22 protein-coding genes are annotated in these 23,525 nt (G+C 58.0%); 5 read left to right on the plus strand and 17 right to left on the minus strand.

Features of this window, described 5'->3' with window-relative positions:
* Genes GDV60_RS00710 through GDV60_RS00725 form a run of 4 tightly spaced genes read left to right on the plus strand, consistent with a single transcriptional unit; the run spans position 1 to position 3,296 of the window.
* Positions 1–1,299: a phosphatase PAP2/dual specificity phosphatase family protein gene (locus GDV60_RS00710; protein WP_159905981.1), complete on the plus strand. Its 1,299-nt coding sequence runs from the start codon at positions 1–3 to the stop codon at positions 1,297–1,299.
* The gene (locus GDV60_RS00715) at positions 1,289–1,732 is read left to right on the plus strand and encodes a hypothetical protein (protein WP_159905983.1); all 444 of its coding nucleotides are present in this window, start codon (positions 1,289–1,291) and stop codon (positions 1,730–1,732) included. Before GDV60_RS00710 ends, GDV60_RS00715 begins: the two co-directional genes overlap by 11 nt.
* Before the next feature lie 9 nt (positions 1,733–1,741).
* Positions 1,742–2,362: a 1-acyl-sn-glycerol-3-phosphate acyltransferase gene (locus GDV60_RS00720; protein ID WP_029290113.1), complete on the plus strand. Its 621-nt coding sequence runs from the start codon at positions 1,742–1,744 to the stop codon at positions 2,360–2,362.
* A gap of 1 nt (position 2,363) precedes the next feature.
* Entirely contained in the window at positions 2,364–3,296 is a 933-nt protein-coding gene (locus GDV60_RS00725) for a phosphatidate cytidylyltransferase (RefSeq protein WP_092232415.1), read from the plus strand.
* An 80-nt stretch (positions 3,297–3,376) separates the two neighbouring features.
* Here GDV60_RS00725 and GDV60_RS00730 read toward each other — a convergent pair whose 3' ends face one another.
* Genes GDV60_RS00730 through GDV60_RS00760 form a run of 7 tightly spaced genes read right to left on the minus strand, consistent with a single transcriptional unit; the run spans position 3,377 to position 11,557 of the window.
* On the minus strand, positions 3,377–6,550 hold the full coding sequence (locus GDV60_RS00730) for a hypothetical protein (RefSeq protein ID WP_159905985.1): 3,174 nt from the start codon (positions 6,548–6,550) through the stop codon (positions 3,377–3,379).
* Positions 6,551–6,565: 15 nt separating this feature from the next.
* Positions 6,566–7,372, minus strand: a complete 807-nt coding sequence (locus GDV60_RS00735; RefSeq protein WP_092232409.1) for a glycosyltransferase family 2 protein — start codon at positions 7,370–7,372, stop codon at positions 6,566–6,568.
* A gap of 11 nt (positions 7,373–7,383) precedes the next feature.
* On the minus strand, positions 7,384–7,740 hold the full coding sequence (locus tag GDV60_RS00740) for an SMR family transporter (RefSeq protein ID WP_057440644.1): 357 nt from the start codon (positions 7,738–7,740) through the stop codon (positions 7,384–7,386).
* A 2-nt stretch (positions 7,741–7,742) separates the two neighbouring features.
* Positions 7,743–8,576, minus strand: a complete 834-nt coding sequence (locus GDV60_RS00745) for a sugar phosphate isomerase/epimerase (protein ID WP_159905987.1) — start codon at positions 8,574–8,576, stop codon at positions 7,743–7,745.
* Positions 8,573–9,427 (minus strand): pyridine nucleotide transhydrogenase, encoded by an 855-nt coding sequence (locus GDV60_RS00750; protein WP_306108685.1) that lies wholly within the window; start codon positions 9,425–9,427, stop codon positions 8,573–8,575. The genes GDV60_RS00745 and GDV60_RS00750 overlap by 4 nt, the downstream gene beginning before the upstream one ends.
* Positions 9,384–10,532, minus strand: a complete 1,149-nt coding sequence (locus GDV60_RS00755) for an FAD-binding oxidoreductase (RefSeq protein ID WP_159905989.1) — start codon at positions 10,530–10,532, stop codon at positions 9,384–9,386. The genes GDV60_RS00750 and GDV60_RS00755 overlap by 44 nt, the downstream gene beginning before the upstream one ends.
* Positions 10,532–11,557, minus strand: a complete 1,026-nt coding sequence (locus GDV60_RS00760) for a glycosyltransferase (protein ID WP_159905991.1) — start codon at positions 11,555–11,557, stop codon at positions 10,532–10,534. Before GDV60_RS00760 ends, GDV60_RS00755 begins: the two co-directional genes overlap by 1 nt.
* 859 nt (positions 11,558–12,416) lie before the next feature.
* Here GDV60_RS00760 and GDV60_RS00765 point away from each other — a divergent pair.
* Positions 12,417–13,328: a bifunctional GNAT family N-acetyltransferase/nucleoside diphosphate kinase regulator gene (locus GDV60_RS00765; protein WP_159905993.1), complete on the plus strand. Its 912-nt coding sequence runs from the start codon at positions 12,417–12,419 to the stop codon at positions 13,326–13,328.
* Between the two features lie 120 nt (positions 13,329–13,448).
* Here GDV60_RS00765 and glmS read toward each other — a convergent pair whose 3' ends face one another.
* The 10 genes from glmS to atpE form a co-directional block, all read right to left on the minus strand.
* Positions 13,449–15,281: a glutamine--fructose-6-phosphate transaminase (isomerizing) gene (gene glmS / locus GDV60_RS00770; RefSeq protein ID WP_029290121.1), complete on the minus strand. Its 1,833-nt coding sequence runs from the start codon at positions 15,279–15,281 to the stop codon at positions 13,449–13,451.
* A gap of 10 nt (positions 15,282–15,291) precedes the next feature.
* The gene (locus GDV60_RS00775) at positions 15,292–16,059 is read right to left on the minus strand and encodes a DeoR/GlpR family DNA-binding transcription regulator (RefSeq protein ID WP_029290123.1); all 768 of its coding nucleotides are present in this window, start codon (positions 16,057–16,059) and stop codon (positions 15,292–15,294) included.
* 228 nt (positions 16,060–16,287) lie between these two features.
* Entirely contained in the window at positions 16,288–17,655 is a 1,368-nt protein-coding gene (gene glmU / locus GDV60_RS00780; protein ID WP_092232395.1) for a bifunctional UDP-N-acetylglucosamine diphosphorylase/glucosamine-1-phosphate N-acetyltransferase GlmU, read from the minus strand.
* A gap of 123 nt (positions 17,656–17,778) precedes the next feature.
* Entirely contained in the window at positions 17,779–18,195 is a 417-nt protein-coding gene (locus GDV60_RS00785) for a F0F1 ATP synthase subunit epsilon (protein ID WP_032885166.1), read from the minus strand.
* Between the two features lie 44 nt (positions 18,196–18,239).
* Positions 18,240–19,616, minus strand: a complete 1,377-nt coding sequence (atpD, locus tag GDV60_RS00790) for a F0F1 ATP synthase subunit beta (protein ID WP_029290131.1) — start codon at positions 19,614–19,616, stop codon at positions 18,240–18,242.
* 27 nt (positions 19,617–19,643) lie between these two features.
* Positions 19,644–20,504 carry a F0F1 ATP synthase subunit gamma gene (gene atpG, locus GDV60_RS00795; RefSeq protein ID WP_029290134.1) on the minus strand — a complete coding sequence of 287 codons (861 nt, stop codon included), beginning with the start codon at positions 20,502–20,504 and terminating at the stop codon, positions 19,644–19,646.
* Positions 20,505–20,554: 50 nt separating this feature from the next.
* A complete protein-coding gene (atpA, locus tag GDV60_RS00800) occupies positions 20,555–22,099 on the minus strand; it encodes a F0F1 ATP synthase subunit alpha (RefSeq protein ID WP_029290137.1) in 1,545 nt (514 codons plus the stop codon).
* A gap of 21 nt (positions 22,100–22,120) precedes the next feature.
* Entirely contained in the window at positions 22,121–22,657 is a 537-nt protein-coding gene (locus GDV60_RS00805) for a F0F1 ATP synthase subunit delta (RefSeq protein ID WP_057439298.1), read from the minus strand.
* Positions 22,658–22,669: 12 nt separating this feature from the next.
* Positions 22,670–23,140, minus strand: a complete 471-nt coding sequence (locus GDV60_RS00810; RefSeq protein ID WP_008439543.1) for a F0F1 ATP synthase subunit B — start codon at positions 23,138–23,140, stop codon at positions 22,670–22,672.
* 56 nt (positions 23,141–23,196) lie between these two features.
* A complete protein-coding gene (gene atpE, locus GDV60_RS00815) occupies positions 23,197–23,454 on the minus strand; it encodes a F0F1 ATP synthase subunit C (RefSeq protein WP_002555987.1) in 258 nt (85 codons plus the stop codon).
* Positions 23,455–23,525: the final 71 nt, after the last annotated feature.

Consider the following 23,525-nt stretch of genomic DNA (forward strand, 5'->3'; position numbering starts at 1 on the left):
ATGCGCGAACCGGGACTGTTCAAACCAGCGCTGCTGTGGCTGCTGCTGTTGGCACCGCTGTTTTTCAGCACCTACGGCTTTGCCACCTGGGTGACCAGCCAGCGCAGCGACGTCGGCACACTGGTATTCGCCTGGGAAACCCTTATTCCATTCTGGGCCTGGACCATCGTGCCCTACTGGTCGATCGACCTGCTCTATGGTTTCTCCCTGCTGCTGCCCAACAGTCGCCATGAGCTCAAGCAACATGCCCTGCGCCTGCTCAGTGCCCAGATGATTGCGGTGAGCTGCTTCCTGCTCTGGCCGTTGCGCTTCACCTTTGAGCGCCCGGAAATGGACGGCGTGTTCGGTTGGCTGTTCGCCGTGCTGGCGGGGTTTGATAAACCGTTCAACCAGGCGCCTTCGCTGCATATCGCCCTGCTGGTGATCCTGTGGGTGATGTACCAGCGGCATAGCCAAGGCCTGTGGCGCTGGCTGGTGCATGGCTGGTTCGCGCTGATCGGCATTTCGGTGCTGACCACTTACCAACATCACTTTATCGACTTACCCACAGGCGCCCTGGCCGGCTGGCTGTGCGTGTGGCTATGGCCGGTAGATCATCCAAGCCCGCTGTTGAATGCGCGCCTGGCCAAAGATCCGAAACGTTGGCGCCTGGGTTTGCGCTACGCCGTGGGCGCCCTGCTGCTGGCGACAGCGGCCTTTACGGGGGGCGGCGCCTGGCTATGGCTGTGGTGGCCGGCCGTCGCGGTGTTGCTGGTGGCGCTCAATTATTGGCTGCTGGGTGCCGCAGGCTTTCAGAAACGCGCCGATGGCCGACTCAGCCCGGCGTCCCGCTGGCTGTACGCGCCTTATCTCGCGGCGGCGTGGATCAACTCGCGGCTATGGACACGTAAACACCCACAGCCCGATCTGATTGTGGATAACGTATGGCTGGGGCGAATTCCGACGACAGCCCAGTTGGGTTCATTCAACGCCGTGGTCGATCTGTGTGCCGAACTGCCGGTTTATCCACAAGGTCGCGCTTACCATGCCCTGCCCGTCCTCGACCTCACCGCCCCCACACCTGCGCAGTGCCTGGAAGCCGCCCAAGCCATTGAACGCTTGCGCGAACACGGGCCCTTGCTGGTGTGCTGCGCCCTCGGCTACTCCCGCAGCGCCAGTGCCGTGGCGGCATGGCTGCTGCACAGCGGGCGCGCCAGCACCGTGGATGAGGCAGTGGCTATTATTCGTACAGCACGACCGGATGTGGTCCTGCATGCCAATCACCGTCAAGCCTTGGGAGATCTGCCGTATGCCCGCTGATATGCAACTCCAGGTGGTCGCCAACCTGCTGCGGCGTGGCCGCTCGCTGGATCAGTTATCCACAGGCCTGACCTTGCTCGGGGTGCTGTTTGGCCTGGCGCAACTGCTGATGGTCAGTATCACGCCGATCTGCCTGCTGCTCAGCCTGTGGATGATTATCCTTGGGCTGCTGCAAAAGTATTGGGCGCTGCGGGTGGCGTTCGATGCCGATCTGTTTGCGCTGATGGCCAAGGACATAGAGCGCACCGGCGAACTGGACCAGAGCCTGCAAACCCTGGGCCTGCAACCGGCCAACCGCGCCAGCCGACCCTGGACCGAGCGCCAGCGTGGCGCCCTCAAATTGCTGCGCAAACAGGCTTACCTGCTGGGCGCGCAAGTATTACTGACATTGGCCGTCATCCTGGCCAGCCCGTGGCTGCCCTTCGCCGGATAAGGAATTCCCATGTTCGAACCCGTGGTCGCAACCCTGATTACCTCCATGGCCCGCACAGTGACCGGCGCTCGCAGCCTGTGGCTGGGTTGTGCGCCAGAACCGGTGCAGCGCATCTACTTTGCCAACCACAGCAGCCACGGCGACTTTGTGCTGCTCTGGGCATCCTTGCCGCAGAACCTGCGCAAAGCCACGCGCCCGGTGGCGGGCACCGACTACTGGAACAAGAGCGCCTTGCGCCGCTACATCATCAACCGGGTCTTCAATGGGGTGCTGATCGACCGCGAGCGCAAAGACCCTGTGGATAACCCGCTGCAACCGATGCTCGAAGCCCTGGAACATGGCGACTCACTGATCATCTTTCCCGAAGGCACGCGCAACCTGGAGGATGGCCTGTTGCCGTTCAAAAGTGGCCTGTATCACCTGGCAAAGAGTTATCCACAGGCGCAACTGGTCCCAGTGTGGATCGCCAACCTCAACCGCGTGATGCCCAAGGGTCGCGTGCTGCCGCTGCCACTGTTATGCACCACCAGCTTCGGCGCACCGCTGCAACTGCAGGACGACGAAGACAAAGCCCTGTTCCTCGCCCGCAGCCGCGACGCCCTGCTCGCCCTCGCCCCGGAGCATTCCTGACATGGATAGCCAAACCCTGATGTTGTTCGGCGGCATCGGCATGATCCTGGTGCTCGCCTCGCTGATCGGCCTGATCCTCAAGCTGCGCACCCGCGGCGCACCCAATGCGGTAATCGACAACCTCAACGCCCGCATCAATGCCTGGTGGGTGATGGTGGTGGTGATCGGCATCGCCTTCTGGCTCGGTACTGGCGCGGTGATCCTGTTGTTCTACGCCGTCTCGTTCTACGCCCTGCGCGAATTCCTCACCCTCACCCCCACCCGCCGCAGCGACTACCCAGCGCTGGTCGCCGCGTTCTACCTGGCCCTGCCCCTGCAATACCTGCTGATCTACTTTGACTGGTACGGCCTGTTCTCGATCTTTATCCCGGTCTACGTGTTCCTGCTGCTGCCCATCCTGGCCTCCCTGGGCGGCGACAGCACGCACTTCCTGGAGCGAGCCTCGAAAGTACAGTGGGGCCTGATGATCGCAGTGTTCTGCGTATCCTTCGTCCCGGCCCTGCTGACCCTCGACATCGCCGGCTACGAGGGCCGCAACCTCCTGCTGATCGCCTACCTGGTGATCGTGGTGCAACTCTCGGATGTGCTGCAGTACGTGTGCGGCAAACTGTTCGGCAAACACAAGATCGCGCCCAACCTGTCACCGTCGAAAACCGTCGAAGGCTTTGTTGGCGGAATCCTGCTGTCATCCCTGATCGGCGCGGCACTGTGGTGGATCACACCGTTCAACCCCTGGCAGTCTTTCCTGATTGCACTACTGATCAACCTACTGGGCTTTGCCGGCGGGATTGTGATGTCGGCGATCAAGCGCGACCGAGGCGTGAAGGACTGGGGGCATATGATCGAAGGACACGGCGGGATGCTGGATCGGCTGGATTCGGTGTGTTTCGCCGCGCCGATTTTCTTTCATCTGGTGCGGTATTGGTGGACCTGAGCAGTACCCCGCAGTGCTGAAACGACAAGACCCGATGTCCGCCAGGGACATCGGGTCTTGTGGGTTTAGAGCGACTTACATCAGTGCTGCCGCTGGTAGAGCCCCAGGTTATCAACCTTGAAACTGCTGCAAGCGCCAGCATTGTCCAAATCGATCCGGATGCCTTTCACATGCTGCAACGTCAACCAACGCGGTGACGCATCCAACGGCACGATCAACGTCCCGTCCTCTGCATTGAAACGAACACTGGAGGCTTCGAACGGCCCTTGTTGCCCGTCTCCCCACCAGAACACCTGCATACGCGGCTCGGCGGCGCGGCCTGAGCAGCGGAACTCGAACTTGAGCAGGCCAGCGTCGTGGCCAGATAGATTCAGCGCCGCAAGATCGAAACTCATCGATGGATCACCACCCTCCACCCGGTAGCTGCTTTTTTGTACAACCAACTGGCTAAGGCTCGGCTTTACGTCAACCAGGTTATTGATCAGCGTCATCTTGTTGCCCAGGGAACCTTGGGAACGGCCCCAGGCGACAGGGATTTTCTTCAGGTCTGTTGATGCAAAAGCGCGCTGCAACAAGGCTGCCTGGTATTCGGCAATCGCTTCGGGGCGAGGCTCGATCAGCCGTGGGTGGCTTATCGGGTCAGCGTCGGAAACCTGCAACGCCGGACCCTCCAGCCATATGCTTTGACCCGCGACACGTATCTCGCGAATCCGGCGCACCTCGCCCTGGTTGATCTGGATCCGATCACCCACCTTCAACGCCGCCAACATGCCCGGATCGGACACATAGAGCGCTGCGACCGTGCGATTGACGCCGTGGCTCCAGTTCGCATCGGTAAAGTCCATCAAGGGAATCTCGATGCTGGTGACTGGCGCTGAGGCACTGCCCTTTTTACGCCCGAGAATAAAGCCATCCACATAGACGGGGTCGTAGTGATCGACAATAAACCGATACAGATACGGATTACGCAACGCCAGGCCGCCGCCGTCGTGAATGATGTTCATCCCTTCCAGCAAGGCGATGGTCGGCAAGTCTTGTTTCAGGGTCTCGATAGCCCGCAGTTGCTGGGCTGGCGACACCATGTTGTACGCCGCAGTGACCGGCAGCAGCGGCCGATAACCCAAGTAGAAGTACTGGGCGTTGCGGGAGCTCAGGTCCAGATAGGTTTCGCCCGCCGGAACATTGTCCGCCAATACCCGCGACAGACGGGTAAGCCTGTCCCAGTGAGGAGGCTGTACGAAGGACCGGCCGATATTCGGCAGGCCTGCCGCCACACCATCACTGATTCCCAACCCTTGGGTGCTGATAACGGCCGTGGTGGATTTGGTCAGGTTATTGATCGACACCGGCGTGAACCCAAGGGATGCGCTCATGCTTGCGGCCAGGACAACCATGACCACTTTGTTGCGCGCACTGAGCATGCCCCAGCAGACGACAGGCAACAGGATCGCCCAACCGAAACTCGCCGCCAACCCAGGACGAGACATGCCACCTGGATCGACGCGTCCCATCGAATAAGGGATCAACAACAGCGCAAAGAGGAACACCACCAGCAGTGGCAGCAAGGTGTCTAGACGACGCTCGGGTGTTTGGATCCAGCGATGTACCAACATCAGGCACGCCAACGGAATAGCGATCCAGGACATACGCAACGCTTCAAACACAAAGCCTTTACGCGCGCCCTCCCAACTCAGTTCCCATGGCACGCCGTAGGCAACCTGGTTGATAGGCCCGTTTTCCAAGACATAACGGATAGCCCCCAACAGCATGATCCCCGCTGGCGTAACTACCGCCAACACCAGAAGCGCCACGCCTGCAATCAAAATGCCCTTCAGTTTCCGAGGGCGTGGCGCTTTCCAGAGGTGCCAAGCGTAATAAGCGGCCATCACCCCGGACGCCGCCGCAAGCAGCAGCCCTTGTGGCGGGATTCCGAGGACTACCAGCGGCGCTGTGATCATCCACACCAACAGCCAGCGCTCGGGACGCTGGCGCAACGACGGGTTCAACCACAGGCAGAGAAACGGGATCAGAAACAGCCAGATAATGTTGGCAGTCAGGAAGAAGATGGCGGCAAACGCCAGCCCGATACTGCGCGAAAAATAGTAGAGCGACAGGAAGGCGGCAAAAGACAACAGCGCGATGCTGAGGTTGCCGACATGAATAATGCTGCCGGCAGAACCGTCATAAAACACAAATGATAAGAACTGGGTCAGGTCATCACCGATGACGCCGTGGGCAGGAATATAGTCAATGTAGGGAATGGCACCTTGCATGTAGGACCACCAGCCCAACAGGCTTTCACCGAAGTGATAGTCGTCAGCGCTGATGTTGGGGAAAATGGTCGTGCCCATTTTCAAGCCCACCAACAAGCCGAAAAACGCGATAGGCGACAGCAACGTGGCAATGTCACTAGTTGATGTATACCGACGGAAACGCCGCAGTACATCCACCACGCCCCAGACCAGCATTGCGATAACCAGTACCTTCAACCAGACCGTGGTCTCGTACTTGGAAATACTGCCATCTGGCTCCTGTATTCGAGCGGGGTACAGGGCCAGGTAAAAGATCGACAATCCCAATTGACCGGCCATCACCAGCCACGAGGCAATTCGTGCAAAACCCTTGGGGTTCCACACGATGTACGCCATACCCAGGATCCATCCGACGATAGCTATCCCATAGGTGGGCTTGGCGTATCTGGACAGCTCAACCCCTTCGATCAAGGCAGCTGGCGCTCGGCCCAGCGCCAACACCACCTCAAGCTGTACCAGCGCCAGCAACAGAATACCGAGCGCGCCCAGACCGAATACACGAGGGTCGACATTAACTTTTCTGACCACGCCAACCGTGGCCGCCAAAGCGATAAACGAGACACCAAACACCGAGCAGTAGAGGACTTTCGGCTCGAAATCCGTGCCAACCACCATACATGCAATGGCGGTTATAGCCGGGAGCGACCACCACAACCATTGGTTGGATAAAGCCAGTGCGCTGTCACTACCGAATTGTTTTTTATGACGCCCCATCAAGGAGGTAAAAAACAGTAACGCGCAGAAAAGAACAGCGATGAATACCGGAGCAACCACCTGGTCCTGAAACTTGGTATCTGCGGTCCAACTGATGTAGCCCACGATGAAGTCGGCATACTTGGGTGCGGTCGAGATACCCAGACATAGCAACAATGCAAACGCAGTGATAACCACGCACGCCAGCACTGAAGAAACCCTTTCATTCATTTCCAGATGCTTGAACATTTCACTACCAGATCTTTAGTTGTACTTGCCAAAACAGGCTCGGAACAATACCGCCAGCACCGAAAGGTTGCCTTTTACGCTACTGATCTTGGTAGGTACTTCACCTTGGGGGTAACGACGCACTGTCGCCAGTTCAACACAGCGATAGCCTAGTTTCGGCGCGCGGTACGATAGATAGGCAAGCAGCTCATAGGTGGTGAACACATCACGGAAGATCGCCATCTTCGGATCAATCAGCATCTTGCGGCTGTAGGCGCGAAAACCCTGGGTGGTATCTGTCCACTTGAAGCCGGAAAACAGGCTCAGCATCGGCGCGTGGATAAAACGGATAGCAAAATCGCGGGACTTGGGGGTGTTCTCGGCAACACCACCCTCGACAAAACGCGAAGCCTGGACAAAATCCACACCCTGCTTGAGTGCTTCGATAAAGCGTGGGATGGCCTCTGGATCATCCTTGTCGTTGCCATCAATGGTCACGATACCTTCGTAGCCCTGGTCCAGGGCGAAGGCATAGGCGCAGCGCAGCTGCGCGCTCAACTTGCCCGGGGCCGTCTTGACCAGCAGGCCGCGCACACCCACCTGCTGCAGTGATTGCAACTCGAGCGAACCGTCAGAGCTGCCACCATCGACGATGATGATGTCGGCCATGTCCGCGATGTTGAACGCCGCCATACGGGCGAGCAGGTTCTTGATCCGGTCGCCTTCGTTGATGACCGGAATGACCACGCACCAGGGGTGCTGGCGACCCAGCCAGAGTGGAGTGTCAAAGGATGGTACCTGCCAGCCGGCGCGTACATCGGGAGCGATATCAGAAGAAGTCATTTTAATTTCCATCAAACGACGCGAGCTGTAATCAGCCCTACGCCAGCAATAACCAGGGCGATGCCGACTCCCGTGGTCCAGTGAAAGGACTCACGGAAAAACAGCAGGGAAAACAGGGCGACCGTCGCAATAGCCCCGGCCGTCAGGACCGGGTGCGCCACGTTCAAAGGCAAACGGGCCAAGGCCGCGGCATAGAGCAGGAACGCAGCGCCATACAGCACCAGCCCGACCCAGAACGGCCAGTTGCTGAGTGCCGCCATCGGGTCGCTCAAGGAAGGGAATTTGCGCGGGGGCATCATTGCCATCTTCACCAGAACGCTGGCGGAGGCGTTCGACAAGATACCCAGGATCAAAATGATCCATTTCATGCTCATGCCGTCACCTCGTCGGGGGTGCGGTAATACTCGCGGGCAACCTGCAGCGCACGCTCGATCGATTGCGCATGGGGTTCAGCCTTGGTAGCCACCATCTCAATGGTGACCACATGCCCCGGCAAGTATTGGGCTACGGCACGTGCCATTTTTTCGTGGTCAGTACCGCCGTCACCCAATGGGAGCAAGTCAGGTTCACTGGCGTGGATATGCCCGATCAACTCGGCACAATCATCAAGCACTGTGAATGGGTCTTCACCGTTGATTGCCAACGCCCCAGTGTCCAGTTGCATCCGGATAGCCGGATGATCGATTGCCCGCACCACCCCCGCAGTTTCCGCACTGGTGGTCATGAAGTTCGCACCGTAGCAGGTGGGGTTGGGCTCCAGGCAGATCGTCACACCGCTCGCCTGGGCGATATCACCCAACTGCCGGAAGAACGCCACGGCAGCATCCTGCGCCTGCTGATCGGTCAAACCACTGCGATCACGGTTCTTCGGTGAGCCAAACACAATCCGTGTTGCCCCAAGGCCCGCGCCAATGCGGCATACGCCCGCCAGGTGTTGCAGCAAGGCCGCCTGGCTTTGCTCGGAGCCGAATACATTCAGGCCCGTGGTGCCGAACAGCAGTGCCTGCATACCAGTCAACGCAATCCCACGCTGTGACCACCAATCCTTGACCCGCGCAATCTCTTCGTCCGTGGCCTTGGCGGGCTCCGGGAAGTATTTGCCCGGTGCAATATCAATTGCATCCACGGCAAAGTGCGCAAGCAGTTCAGCGATGACTTCGTCCTCGGTGGTCTCCCACGCGATATTGGAAATCGCCAGCCTCATGCCTGTGCTCCCGATACGGCCTTGAGCGGCTCCGACTGCGCATAGGCCCTTACGGCCTGCACGGTTTCGCGAGCGCTGTACTGATAGCGCCCAGTGCCACCAAACAGCTGCGCATGCTTGGTCTGCATGTCATAGGTAGCGGCCGCATTGGCCAGGGTATTGGTGAAAGGCTTGCCGAAGCCCTTCTGCGAAATGTCCGCGACACTCACTGCCTGGGCAGTCAGGTGGACCAGCTTGAGTCCCGCATCGAGCGCGGTCTGGATGTCGTACCACAAGTTGATCATCGGGTAGAACTGGAACACGCCCCGGCTATCGATCGCCTGCAGGTTGTTGTCGTTGAGAAAGTCAAAAATCACGTTTTTACGCAATCCAGGCCCGACGAGCCCCGGCAGGCGAACGATCAAGTGATTCGGAAAATGACTTTCAACGAAGGTTTCCAGCAGCCTACGGTGCAGGCCATAGGCATGCAGGCCGGACTCATCGACCGTGGTGTCTTCATCAACGCCGATGGGGCTTTTGAACACATCAACCGTGCTGATCAGCACGAAGGTTTTACACTGGATGGTTTTCAGATGGGCGATCAGAGCTTCGATCTTCTCGCGGTCGGCCTCAGGCTCGCGGTTGGCAATCCATTTTTGCGCCGGGGCGCCGGCACAGACCACGAGATCGAAGGATTTGCCTTCTATCTCACTGATGTTGGTGGACCGGTACAAGTCCCCGAAGGAAGCCTGTTTAAGAAGCGTGCCCCCGACAAACCCGGAGAAACCAATAAGCGAATTCATCTTTTTCCGCTCCAAACCTGAAGTTTTATTGACCTTGATGGGAAAAACTCTCGGTATCCAGTTTTTCAAGCACATCGTAAATGTTGTCTATCTTGCCACCCAGCACGGAAAAGCAACCTGGCAACTCGGCATGCTTCTCGAAAAGAATCGGGCGGCCATCATCCCCTTCATTCTTCACCAGGATGGTCTTGACCTCGAACAGCGAATCCTTGTGTTGGGCCTTGAGCACTTCGGGGATATACCGCCCGACATCCCTGATCATGCGATCGACCCGTGTATCGCGCTCATAAAGCCGCAGCTTCTCGTAGGGATCGAGGCCTTTTTCATCATTCCAGTGCAAATGCGGCGTATAGCGTACATGGGACAAGGTGTGCAGCCCACGGGCCGGGAACGGCATCAGTGAAAAGAACGGTCCGTCCATCACCGTGACGCCCAACCCCTCGAGGGACTCGGGCATCTGCATCAAGGCCATTTCCGTGATCTCTTGCTTGAGGCCGGTACTGACCCCCACGAAGTCACCCGCAAATTGATTGAGGCCACTGTACGTACAGTTGAAGACGTAACGACAAGTCGTCAGTGCCTCCTCACCCTGGGAGGTTTGGGTGACCACTTGCAAAGGCGCCTCGGCGCCCCTGGAAATAGAAGTGACCCGTGTCTGGTAGCGGATCTGCACACCACTTTCTACCAGCTCACGCGCCGCCCAGGCCGCGAGGCGGGTGGTGTCGAACGCATATTCTTCGACCAGGAATACTTCTTCGATCAAGCGTGGTTCGAACAAGTTGCGCAACGATGGATCGGCCGGCTTTAGGTCCGCACCGATGTCCCGGCAAAAGCGCTCGAACTGCTTGGCCGTGACCTTTGAGTTGCGTCGGGCAATGGCATACAGCTTGGTAAAGTCCTGCTTAACCACCTGCGGCCAGTCCTGGACAAACCTGGGCAAGTTGACCCGGCTGCGATAAGCCGTCGTGAAGCTGCGCGGGTAGTGATAGCCGTTGTGCACACGTGCCTGGTTGTTGTAACTGGCGCGCGTCATCAGTGCCGCCTCGCGCTCTACCAACAGGATCCTTTTGAAGCCCCTCTGCTTGGCCAGGTAGACCGCAATGGCTGCACCGTAAAAACCCCCGCCGATAATGACGGCATCCTGCTCAGGCTGGCTGGCTTGGGCGCTCGACATCAGGAAGCTCGTTCGGTGGGATGGGCCTGCGGCGCGACCGAACCAAGTGCTACCTCTTCAATGTTCAGCTTCTCGCGCCGGGTCATGCGCGCGCTGGTGAACTCCTGGCCTACATGATAGAGCGGCCCTTCATTCGACAGGCTGGCCATGTTGAGGATGTATTCACCCAGCACCAGCAACACCAGTGAAATCAGGAAAAACATGCCCGACTGCTGGAGCGAGAAGCTGATCCAGCCAGGCGCTACGTCAGCCTTGAAGATACCCACCGAGATCACATAGACGCAGTACACCAGGTTGGCAACTGCGCCAAACAGCGAAAGGTAGGTCACTAGACGCATAGGCGCGCGCGTGGTGGAAACCAGCAAACGCATGCCACGATCAATACTGTCGCCCAGGCGTTTGGGGCTGGAGGCCTGGGGCACGGCACTGTACTTGAGGTAGGCCCGGGCAAAACCACCGGTGGCCGGCAGATGCCTGTACGTCATCGAAGGTTGGGGGTGTTGCAGGATGAAATTGATCACACGCTTGCTGAGAATGCGGTACTGAGGCGCTTCCTTGGCAAGATGAACCCCATTGAAGCGGTTGTACATGCTGTGGAACACCGCGTTGGCCCAACGATAGGCCAGGCTCTGGGTGCTCTTCTGTTCATTGTGAGCAAAGACCACATCGGCGCCGCTCACCGCTTGATCAAGCATCTGTGGGACGAAGTTAATGTCGTCCACCAGCGGGTCGATGACCGCGACATAGTCACCCAAGGCGTTTTCCAGGCCAACCCAGGAAGCGGTATCGGTATCCACTTCCTTGGTCAATGCATAGACCTGCAGGTTGGCCAGGCCTTTCTCGCTGGTCAGGCCCTTCAAGACCATGACACTGTCATCATCGGACGCGTTATCCACAACGATCAGCTCATAGTCGCTGACTGTTTTCGCAATGACTTCGGCGGCTTCGGAGAGTATTTTTTCAATTTTATCGCCCTGATTACGAACGACAAAAACGACAGACAAAAAACAGGGGAAATAAGCCATCACCAACTCTCACAAAAATTAATTAAAAGACTGGATGAGTCGTTTATCCGAGATCGCCATATATAGCCCAAAGGCCTCACACCCCTGACCGAGAGTTTCAGCGCCATAGGGTCATTGCCAAGATGGGGTAGCCATTGCCAAACGTTCAAATCGCTCGTCCTTGAAGCACCAGGCCATAGGCACGCCTGAAACAGCAGCCATGCCAGAAAAACCGGGGTAAGGCAGAATAGACAGAAGCTATCAGACCTGGCACCAGCCCAAATTTGCGCCGGATCATACCACAAAAAATGCGGCCCTCACGACGCCGAAATGGCGCTATGCCAGCGTTTAAAGCACGATAAAAAACACCTCGAAGCCTCTTGAGAAAACATGTTTTCAAAATAGTTTAATGATTAAAAAGTTGACCTTTCGCCCTTAATTAAGTCAGCCATCAGCATTCAATCTGAATAATCTGTAAGTAATTAGTCCCCACTCAAGTGGGGTCTTAACACAGAGACTTTTCAGGATAACCTGCACAAATAAAACACCCCGCGAAGGCATGGGCATCATGGGGGGATGCGGTGATCGATTCATCGACGCTTGTGCAAGACTTTGAAGTTGATCCAGTCACACTGAATTTAGACTGTAAAAACTGGTGCACCCAGTAATGACACGACACCCACCTACATTTGATGGAGCCACTTACGGCGAACCTCTGGGTAGGACCAAGGGGCAGGATTCGGCAAAACGGTGATTTCCTCAAACTCTCCAGGCTGTTCGGCATTCCTCGCGTTATGTCTTAACATAGCCGGTTGCCGAAAGAACCGTCATGGCCATGGAGGGCTTCCGCCCTTTTCGACTACAAATAAGTGTGCTGAAGATGAACAAGCCTTTCATTTCGCTGTGCCCTGAAATTACTCGGGCGCATGCGCTGACGCTGATGGACTGGTTGGAGGATGAGCGCGTCACCTGCTACCTGAGCGATTCGCGTGATGTCTCCCGCTCCATCGAGCACGCCATCGATCGGACTCAATTGCCGATCCTGACCCATCTATTCAACCGGGGCGGGCGATTCTTCATGGCCTATGACCGGCATGACGCCCCGGTGGGCTTTGTCCGTCTCATCAAGACCGGCTCAGATTGCGAGATCGTCCTGGTCATCGGAGACAGCGACAAATGGGGCAGGAACCTTGGCGCCCGCACGATCCGCGAAGGCATGAAACTGGCCTTCCTCGACATGCGGGCCAAGAAGCTCATCGCCAAGATCCACCCGGACAACGCGCGCTCGCTGAAAGCCTTTCTGCGCAGCGGCTTTGTGCTTGAGAGCGAAACACCGACATTGAAGTCGTTTTCGATGACGGTGGGGCGCTATCTCCAGTCCTTGCGCGAAGGTGCCGTTGGCGACGCCACTAGGATCTACATCACTGAAATCGACAAGGCCAGGCTCGAGAGCCTGATCGTGCTCGAGCCTGGCCCGGCCGTTGTTGAACTCGAACACGAGCTTGAGCGAGCCATTGTCGTCAAGCCACAGCAGGTGGCGCGCAATGTCGTCACGATGAACTCCAGGGCCTTGCTGCAGCTGGACGACGAAGAGATCGAAGTGGCCCTGGTCTACCCCGAAGACGCGGACAGCAAGGCAGGGAAGCATTCGGTGTATTCCGACATCGGCGCCGCCATTTTGGGTTATCAGGAGGGGGACGCCATCGACTGGCGGATTTCTGACCGGACCCGCCGGATTGAGATCAGGAAAGTGCTTTACCAGCCGGAGGCTGCGGGCGACTTCCACCTATAGAGATCGGGCCCAGGGTACTTCGTGCAGCCATTGAGGACGGTGGCGCGTCTGTAGCAGGCGCTGATCAGAACGGTCAGCTACCTGCGTCAGATTTGATTCTCTAAAACCACCCGATAGACGTTACTCAACCGTCACCGACTTGGCGAGGTTACGCGGCTGGTCAACGTCGGTGCCCTTGAGCACGGCCACGTAGTACGACAGCAACTGCAGCGGGATGGTGTAGAGGATCGGCGACAGGGTGTCGTGGATGTGCGGCATGTTGATGACGTGGGTTCCTTCACCGTTGGTCATGCCGGCCTTCTCATCGGCGAACACGATCAGTTGGCCACCACGGGCGCGCACTTCCTGCAGGTTGGACTTGAGCTTCTCCAGCAGTTCATTGTTCGGCGCAACGGTGACCACGGGCATGTCGTCGTCTACCAGGGCCAATGGGCCGTGCTTGAGCTCACCGGCCGGATAGGCTTCGGCGTGGATATAGGAGATTTCCTTGAGTTTCAGGGAGCCTTCCATCGCCACGGGGTATTGCGCGCCACGGCCCAGGAACAGGGTGTGGTTCTTGTCGGCAAACAGCTCCGCGACTTTCTCTACCGTGCTGTCCATAGCCAGGGCTTCGCCCAGGCGAGTCGGCAGGCGGCGCAGTTCTTCTACCAGGGTGGCTTCGACGCCTGCGGCCAATGTGCCGCGCACCTGGCCCAGGGACAGGGTCAGCAGCAGCAGGCCCACCAACTGGGTGGTGAAGGCTTTGGTGGAGGCTACGCCGATTTCGCGGCCGGCCTGGGTCAGCAGGGTCAGGTCGGACTCACGCACCAGGGAGCTGATGCTGACGTTGCAGATCGCCAGGCTCGCCAGGTAGCCCAGCTCTTTGGCATTGCGCAGGGCGGCCAGGGTGTCGGCGGTCTCGCCGGACTGGGAGATGGTCACAAACAGCGTGTCGGGCTGCACCACGACCTTGCGGTAGCGGAACTCACTGGCGACTTCGACCTGGCACGGGATGCCGGCCAGTTCTTCGAGCCAGTAACGGGCGACCATGCCGGCGTGGTAGCTGGTACCACAGGCGACGATCTGCACATTGCGCACTTTGGCGAACAGCTCGGCGGCTTGTGGGCCGAACGCGTTGACCAGCACTTGCTTGTCGCCAAGGCGTCCTTCCAGGGTGCGTTGCACCACGGCGGGTTGCTCGTGGATTTCCTTGAGCATGAAATGGCGGAACTCGCCCTTGTCGGCAGCTTCGGCACCGTCGCGGTATTGCACGGCTTCGCGCTCGACGGAGTTGCCGTTGACGTCCCAGATCGCCACGCTTTCACGGCGGATGTCGGCGATATCGCCTTCTTCCAGGTACATGAAGCGGTCGGTGACCTGGCGCAGGGCCAGTTGGTCGGACGCCAGGAAGTTCTCCCCCAGGCCCAGGCCGATCACCAGCGGGCTGCCACTGCGGGCGGCAACCACACGATCCGGCTGGCTGGCGCTGATCACGGCGAGGCCGTAGGCGCCATGCAGTTCTTTGACCGTGGCCTTGAGGGCGGTGGTCAGGTCACTGTGGTCCTTGAGCTTATGGTTGAGCAGGTGGGCGATGACTTCGGTGTCGGTGTCCGAGGTAAACACATAGCCCAGGCCCTTGAGTTGTTCGCGCAGCACTTCGTGGTTCTCGATGATGCCGTTGTGCACCACCGCAATATCACCGGAGAAGTGTGGGTGTGCATTGCGTTCGCACGGCGCACCGTGGGTCGCCCAGCGGGTGTGGGCGATGCCCAGGCGGCCAGCCAGGGGCTCACCGGCCAACGCCTGCTCCAGTTCGCTGACCTTGCCCGGGCGACGCATGCGCTCAAGCTTGCCTGCGTTGCTGAAAACCGCCACGCCGGCACTGTCGTAGCCACGGTATTCGAGGCGCTTGAGGCCTTCGAGCAAAATGGCGGTAACGTTTCGTTCAGCGACTGCGCCTACAATTCCACACATGGTTTTTCTCCTAGATGACTGCCGCGCAAATCAGCGTAATGCCGCGGGCTTGAATCTGGTCGCGGGCCTCAAGCGGCAGGCGATCATCGGTAATAAGGGTATGGACGCTGCTCCAGGGCAGTTCCAGGTTGGGGATCTTGCGGCCGATCTTGTCGGATTCGACCATCACCACCACTTCACGGGCGACTTCGGCCATCACTCGGCTCAGGCCCAGCAATTCATTGAAGGTGGTGGTGCCGCGCTGCAGGTCGATACCGTCAGCGCCGATAAACAGTTGGTCGAAGTCATAGGAACGCAGCACTTGTTCAGCGACCTGACCCTGGAACGAGTCCGAGTGCGGGTCCCAGGTGCCGCCGGTCATCAACAGCACCGGCTCATGCTCCAACTCACTCAGGGCACTGGCCACATGCAGGGAGTTGGTCATCACCACCAGGCCCGGTTGATGACCCAGTTCGGGGATCATCGCGGCGGTGGTGCTGCCGCTGTCGATGATGATCCGTGCATGTTCACGCAGCCGTTTGACCGCCGCCCGGGCGATGGCGCGCTTGTGCACAGAAATGGGCTGGGCAGGATCGCCCACCAGTTCCTGGGGCATGGTAATTGCGCCACCGTAGCGACGCAGCAGCAAGCCGTTGCTTTCCAGCGCGGCGAGGTCCTTGCGGATGGTCACTTCGGAGGTTTCGAAACGCTTGGCCAATTCGTCCACGCTCACCTCACCCTGCTCGTTGAGCAAGGTGAGGATATTGTGGCGTCTTTGCGGTGTATTTCGTTTCGACATGGTGATGATAAGTTTCGTTTCGAAAGATAACGAAGGCAATCAAAACCTATTGGCGAGAAATCGTCAAGCGCGGCGAGTAAAATTTTAAATCCCCAGAAACCAAATGTGGGAGCGGGCTTGCTCGCGAATGCAGTCTGTCAGTTGATACATGCATTGACTGACACTGCATATTCGCGAGCAAGCCCGCTCCCACATTGGAGATTTTTTGCCTGTGACGGTGTGGATAACTCAGGTCTTTTTGATTTTGACCGGGCGCTTCCAGCCGTCGATATTTCGCTGGCGGGCGCGGGCCACACCTAGCTGCAAGTTATCCACATCCTGATTGATGGTGGAGCCTGCGGCCGTACTGGCACCATCGCCCACCTTCACAGGGGCAACCAGCGAGTTATTGGAGCCGATGAATACATCTTCTCCCAACACGGTCTGGTGCTTGTTGGCGCCATCGTAGTTGCAGGTGATGGTGCCTGCGCCGATGTTGGTGCGAGCGCCGATAACGGCGTCGCCCAGGTAAGTCAGGTGACCCGCCTTGGCGCCCTCGCCCAGGTGGGCGTTTTTCAGTTCGACAAAGTTACCCACATGGGCCTTGGCCTCCAGCACGCTACCAGGCCGCAACCGCGCGAACGGCCCGGCATCGCTGCCCTCGCCCATCACTGCTCCGTCAATATGGCTGTTAGCCTTGATCACCACGCCTTTGCGCAGGGTGCTGTCCTTGATTACGCAGTTGGGGCCAATCACCACGTCGTCTTCAATGATCACGCGGCCTTCAAGGATCACGTTGATATCAATCAGCACGTCACGGCCCACGGTAACCTCACCGCGCACATCGAAACGCGCCGGATCACGCAGTGTCACGCCCTGGGCCATCAAGCGGCGGCCTTCGCGCAGTTGGTAGTGACGCTCCAGTTCCGCCAGTTGCTTGCGGTCGTTGGCGCCCTGCACTTCCATTGGGTCGTGGGGCTGCTCAGTGGCGACCAGCAGGCCATCGCTGACGGCCATCTCGATGACGTCGGTGAGGTAGTACTCGCCCTGGGCGTTGTTGTTCGACAGACGACTCATCCAGTCCGCCAAATGCGCTGCCGGCACCGCGAGAATCCCCGTGTTGCCTTCGGTAATTGCCCGCTGGGCCTCAGTGGCGTCCTTGTGCTCGACGATGGCTGTGACCTTGCCGTCGGCATTGCGCACGATACGGCCGTAACCGGTCGGGTCGTCCAGCTCGACGGTGAGCAACCCCATCTGGCCAGGCACCACGTGTTTGAGCAGACGCTGCAGGGTTTCTACCTCGATAAGCGGCACGTCACCGTAAAGGATCAGCACAGTGTCAGCCTTGATGAACGGTACGGCTTGCGCCGTGGCATGACCGGTCCCCAATTGCTTGTCCTGCAATACGAAATTCAAGTCGTCGGCGGCCAGACGCTCACGCACCACGTCGGCGCCGTGGCCAATCACCACGTGGATACGCTGTGGCTCCAATTGCCGGGCGCTGTGGATAACATGGCCAAGCATGGAGTTGCCAGCAACCGGGTGCAGTACCTTGGGCAGGGCTGAACGCATGCGAGTGCCCTGGCCTGCGGCGAGAATGACGATTTCAAGAGACATGAATGGCTACCAATCCTGGGCGGTCCGGCTTCAGACCAAAGAAGTGTTTTGCAAGAAAAGAAAAAGGGTAGCCGAGGCTACCCTTTTTAATCAATCGCGCATGAAGCATGACGGCTTGGCCGCTTACTTCTTGCGGATCTGCTGGAGCGTGCGCAGCTGGGCTGCAGCCTCGGCCAGACGTACAGCAGCAGCGCTGTAGTCGAAGTCCGCACCCTTTTCGTTCAGGGCCTTCTCGGCAGCCTTGACGGCTTCCTGAGCGGAGGCTTCATCCAGGTCGCCAGCACGTTGCACGGTGTCGGCAAGTACCTTGACCATGTTCGGCTGAACTTCGAGGAAACCACCGGAGATGTAGAACACCTCCCTCTCCCCGCCCTGCTTGGTCAGAGTGATCGGACCTGGCTTCAAGCTGGTGATCAACGGCGCGTGGCCCATGGCAATACCCAGGTCACCGAGTTCGCCGTGTGCAATCACCATTTCTACCAGACCGGAGAAGATTTCCCCTTCCGCGCTGACGATATCGCAATGGACTGTCATAGCCATCTGATTGCCTCAACCTGATGAGCGCCCGTTGCCGGGCGCCTGGATTACAGTTTCTTGGCTTTCTCGATCGCTTCTTCGATGCCGCCGACCATGTAGAACGCTTGTTCTGGCAGGTGGTCGTAGTCACCGTTGAGGATGCCTTTGAAGCCAGCGATGGTGTCTTTCAGGGAAACGTATTTACCCGAAGCACCGGTGAAGACTTCAGCCACGAAGAACGGCTGCGACAAGAAGCGCTGGATCTTACGAGCGCGGGATACCAACTGCTTGTCGGTTTCCGACAGCTCGTCCATACCCAGGATCGCAATGATGTCCTTCAGCTCTTTGTAGCGCTGCAGCACGTACTGAACGCCGCGAGCGGTGTCGTAGTGCTCCTGGCCGATCACGTTCGGGTCCAGCTGGCGCGAAGTCGAGTCGAGTGGATCGACCGCTGGGTAGATACCCAGGGAAGCGATGTCACGGGACAGTACGACGGTGGCGTCCAAGTGGGCGAAGGTGGTCGCTGGCGACGGGTCGGTCAAGTCATCCGCAGGTACGTATACCGCTTGGATCGAAGTGATCGAACCTTCCTTGGTCGAAGTGATACGTTCTTGCAGAACGCCCATCTCTTCAGCCAGGGTCGGCTGGTAACCTACTGCAGAAGGCATACGGCCCAGCAGTGCGGATACTTCAGTACCGGCCAGGGTGTAACGGTAGATGTTGTCGACGAACAGCAGAACGTCGTTACCTTCGTCACGGAACTTCTCGGCCATGGTCAGGCCAGTCAGTGCTACGCGCAGACGGTTACCCGGCGGCTCGTTCATCTGACCGTAGACCAGTGCCACTTTGTCCAGAACGTTGGAGTCCTTCATCTCGTGGTAGAAGTCGTTACCCTCACGAGTACGCTCACCCACACCGGCGAACACGGAATAACCGCTGTGCTCGATGGCGATGTTACGGATCAGTTCCATCATGTTTACGGTTTTGCCTACACCGGCACCACCGAACAGACCGACTTTACCGCCTTTGGCGAACGGGCAAACCAGGTCGATAACCTTGATGCCGGTTTCCAGCAGGTCGTTGCCGCCCGCTTGCTCGGCGAACGAAGGTGCTGGACGGTGAATGCCCCAGCGCTCTTCAGTATCGATCGGGCCAGCTTCGTCAATCGGGTTGCCCAGTACGTCCATGATCCGGCCCAGGGTCGCTTTACCGACCGGTACGGAGATGGCAGCGCCAGTGTCGACAACGTCCAGACCGCGCTTCAAGCCTTCGGTGGAACCCATCGCAATGGTACGAACTACGCCGTCGCCCAGCTGCTGCTGAACTTCGAGAGTCGTTTGCGCGCCTTGTACTTTCAGCGCGTTGTAGATGCTCGGTACGCTGTCGCGTGGGAATTCCACGTCGATAACGGCGCCGATGATTTGAACGATACGTCCGCTACTCATAGCTGGATCCTCTGAATATTTGAACCGTTAAACCGCGGCAGCGCCGCCGACGATTTCCGAGATCTCTTGGGTGATCGCAGCCTGACGCGCCTTGTTGTAGATCAGCTGCAAATCGCTGATCAGATCACCGGCGTTGTCGGTAGCGTTTTTCATCGCGATCATCCGCGCCGCTTGTTCAGCTGCGTTGTTCTCGACCACCGCCTGGTACACCTGCGACTCCACGTAGCGCACCATCAAGCCGTCAAGCAGCTCTTTGGCGTCTGGTTCGTAGAGGTAGTCCCAGTGGTGCTTGAGTTCCTGATCCGGGGTCGCCACCAGTGGAATCAATTGCTCCACGGTTGGCTGCTGGGTCATGGTGTTGATGAACTTGTTGGATACCACGGACAGGCGGTCGATCCGGCCTTCCAGGTACGCATCCAGCATCACCTTCACACTGCCGATCAAGTCATTGATCGACGGCTCTTCACCCAGGTGGCTGATAGCTGCAACGACGTTACCGCCGAAGTTGCGGAAAAAGGCCGCACCCTTGCTACCAACAACACACAGATCAATCTCGACGCCGTTTTCGCGGTTTACCGCCATGTCCTTGACCAGGGCCTTGAACAGGTTGGTATTCAAACCACCGCACAAACCACGGTCACTGCTCACTACCACATAACCTACACGCTTGACGGCGCGCTCGATCATGAACGGGTGGCGGTATTCCGGGTTGGCGTTGGCCAGATGCCCAATTACCTGGCGGATACGCTCCGCATAAGGACGGCTAGCAGACATGCGCATTTGTGCCTTGCGCATTTTGCTGACCGCCACTTTCTCCATGGCGCTGGTAATTTTTTGCGTGCTTTTGATGCTCGCAATCTTACTGCGAATCTCTTTTGCGCCTGCCATGTAACACCTATCAGGTTAGCAAGCGGGAGCCTTGCGGCTCCCGCTGCGGCTTACCAGGTTTGGGTGGCCTTGAACTTCTCGATACCAGCCTTCAGGCCAGCGTCGATTTCGTCATTGAAGTCACCCTTCACGTTGATCTTGGCCATCAAATCGGCATGATCTCGGTTGAAGTAAGCAATCAGCGCTTGTTCAAAGCTGCCGACCTTGGCGATTTCGACGTCAGTCAGGAACCCACGCTCAGCGGCATACAGCGACAGCGACATGTCAGCGATCGACATTGGCGCGTATTGCTTCTGCTTCATCAGCTCGGTAACGCGCTGACCATGCTCAAGTTGCTTACGGGTCGCTTCGTCCAGGTCAGAAGCGAACTGGGCGAATGCCGCCAGTTCACGGTACTGAGCCAGAGCGGTACGGATACCACCGGAGAGCTTCTTGATGATCTTGGTCTGAGCGGCACCACCCACACGGGATACCGAAACACCGGCGTTCACAGCAGGACGGATCCCGGAGTTGAACATGGCCGATTCCAGGAAGATCTGACCGTCGGTGATGGAAATCACGTTGGTCGGAACGAACGCGGAAACGTCGCCAGCCTGGGTTTCGATGATCGGCAGTGCGGTCAGGGAACCGGTTTTGCCGGTCACTGCGCCGTTGGTGAACTTCTCTACGTACTCTTCGGATACGCGGGATGCGCGCTCCAGCAGACGGGAGTGGAGATAGAACACGTCGCCTGGGTAGGCTTCACGGCCTGGTGGACGGCGCAGCAGCAGGGAAATCTGGCGGTAAGCCACTGCTTGCTTGGACAGATCGTCATAAACGATCAGCGCGTCTTCACCGCGGTCGCGGAAGAATTCACCCATGGTGCAACCGGAGTACGGTGCCAGGAATTGCAGCGCAGGAGATTCCGAAGCACTGGCAGCCACGATGATCGTGTTGGCCAGGGCGCCGTTTTCTTCCAGCTTGCGAACCACGTTGGCGATGGTCGATTGTTTCTGACCGATTGCTACGTAGACGCAGAAAATGCCGCTGTCTTTCTGGTTGATGATCGCGTCGATCGCCAGAGCGGTCTTACCGATCTGACGGTCACCGATGATCAGCTCACGCTGGCCACGGCCGACTGGGATCATGGCATCGACAGCTTTGTAGCCAGTCTGTACAGGCTGGTCTACCGACTTACGCCAGATCACGCCTGGAGCAACTTTCTCGACCGCGTCGGTCTCGGTGTTGCCCAGTGGACCTTTACCGTCAACAGGGTTACCCAGTGCGTCGACAACGCGACCCAGCAGTTCCTTACCAACCGGAACTTCGAGGATGCGGCCTGTGCACTTGGCGCTCATGCCTTCAGCCAGACTGGTGTATGCGCCCAATACAACGGCACCTACGGAGTCTTGCTCCAGGTTGAGGGCCATACCGTAGACGCCGCCCGGAAACTCGATCATCTCGCCGTACATTACGTCGGCCAGACCGTGAATCCGCACGATGCCGTCAGATACGCTGACGACAGTGCCTTCGTTACGGGCTTGGGAGGTCACATCGAGCTTGTCGATGCGGCCCTTGATAATTTCACTTATTTCGGAAGGATTGAGTTGCTGCATTGCTCTGCTGCCCCTTCAAACTCAAGATTTCAATGCTTCGGCAAGATTCGCGAGTTTGCCGCGAATCGAGCCATCGATAACCAGGTCGCCGGCGCGAATGACAACACCCCCAATGAGGGATGGGTCTTCCGCAACTTGCAGGCGCACTTCCCGGTCGAGTCGTGCACTGAGAACCTTGGCGAGTTTGTCTTGCTGTTCTTGGTTCAATGCAAAAGCACTGGTCACTTCAACGTCTACCGACTTCTCTTGCTCGGCCTTGTACAGGTCGAACAGAGCGGCAATCTCCGGCAAAAGCGGGAGACGGTCGTTTTCGGCAACGACGTGGATGAAGTTCTGCACTTTCACATCAAACTTGTCGCCGCACACGTCAATAAACGTGGCGGCCTTGTCTGCGCTCGTCAGTCGCGGGGCCTTGAGCACGCGCTGCATGGTGTCGTCTTGCGACACTGCTGCAGCCAGGCCGAGCATGGCTGACCAAGAGGCCAGCTGCTGGTGGGCCTGGGCGTGCTCGAAGGCTGCCTTAGCGTAAGGTCGGGCCAACGTGGTCAATTCTGCCATGATCGCCCTCGCTTAAATTTCAGCAGCCAGTTTGTTTACCAGCTCCGCGTGCGCGTTTTGATCGATTGTGGCACCCAGGATCTTCTCAGCACCGCCGACGGCCAGAGCACCCAGTTGGGCACGCAGCGCATCTTTGACACCGTTCAATTCCTGTTCGATCTCGGCCTGAGCCTGAACCTTCACACGGTCAGCGTCGATACGGGCTTTTTCAACAGCCTCTTCAACAATCTGGTTACCGCGTTTCTTGGCTTGCTCAATGATTTCAGCTGCCTGAGCCTTCGCTTCGCGCAGTTGCTGACCCGCTTTATCTTGGGCCAACTCCAGGTCGCGAGCTGCTCGTGCGGCAGCGTCCAGTCCATCCGCGATCTTCTTCTGACGTTCGTGCAAAGCCGCGATGACCGGAGGCCATACGAACTTCATGCAGAAAACAACAAAAATCAAGAACGCTAAGGACTGACCAATAATGGTTGCATTAATGTTCACGCCAATACCTCGCTCGTTCGTTGCACAACACACCAATCACTCGAAAAAACGAGTGATTAACCGGCGAGTTGACCAACGAAGGGGTTCGCGAAGGTGAAGAACAGAGCGATACCAACACCGATCATGGTCACGGCGTCGAGCAGGCCGGCAACGATGAACATTTTAACTTGCAGCATTGGAACCATTTCTGGCTGACGCGCTGCGCCTTCCAGGAACTTGCCGCCCAACAGGCCGAAACCAATGGCAGTACCCAGGGCGCCCAGGCCGATCAACAGTGCAACAGCGATAGCGGTTAGACCAACTACAGTTTCCATCTTTCCTCCCGACTTTTACGTCGTATGGTTTAGGTTTTTTAGATTTTAAAGCGGTAAAACAAATCGTTTCA

It is taken from the genome of Pseudomonas sp. DTU12.1 (assembly GCF_009873475.1).
Classification (GTDB): Bacteria; Pseudomonadota; Gammaproteobacteria; order Pseudomonadales; family Pseudomonadaceae; genus Aquipseudomonas; species Aquipseudomonas proteolytica.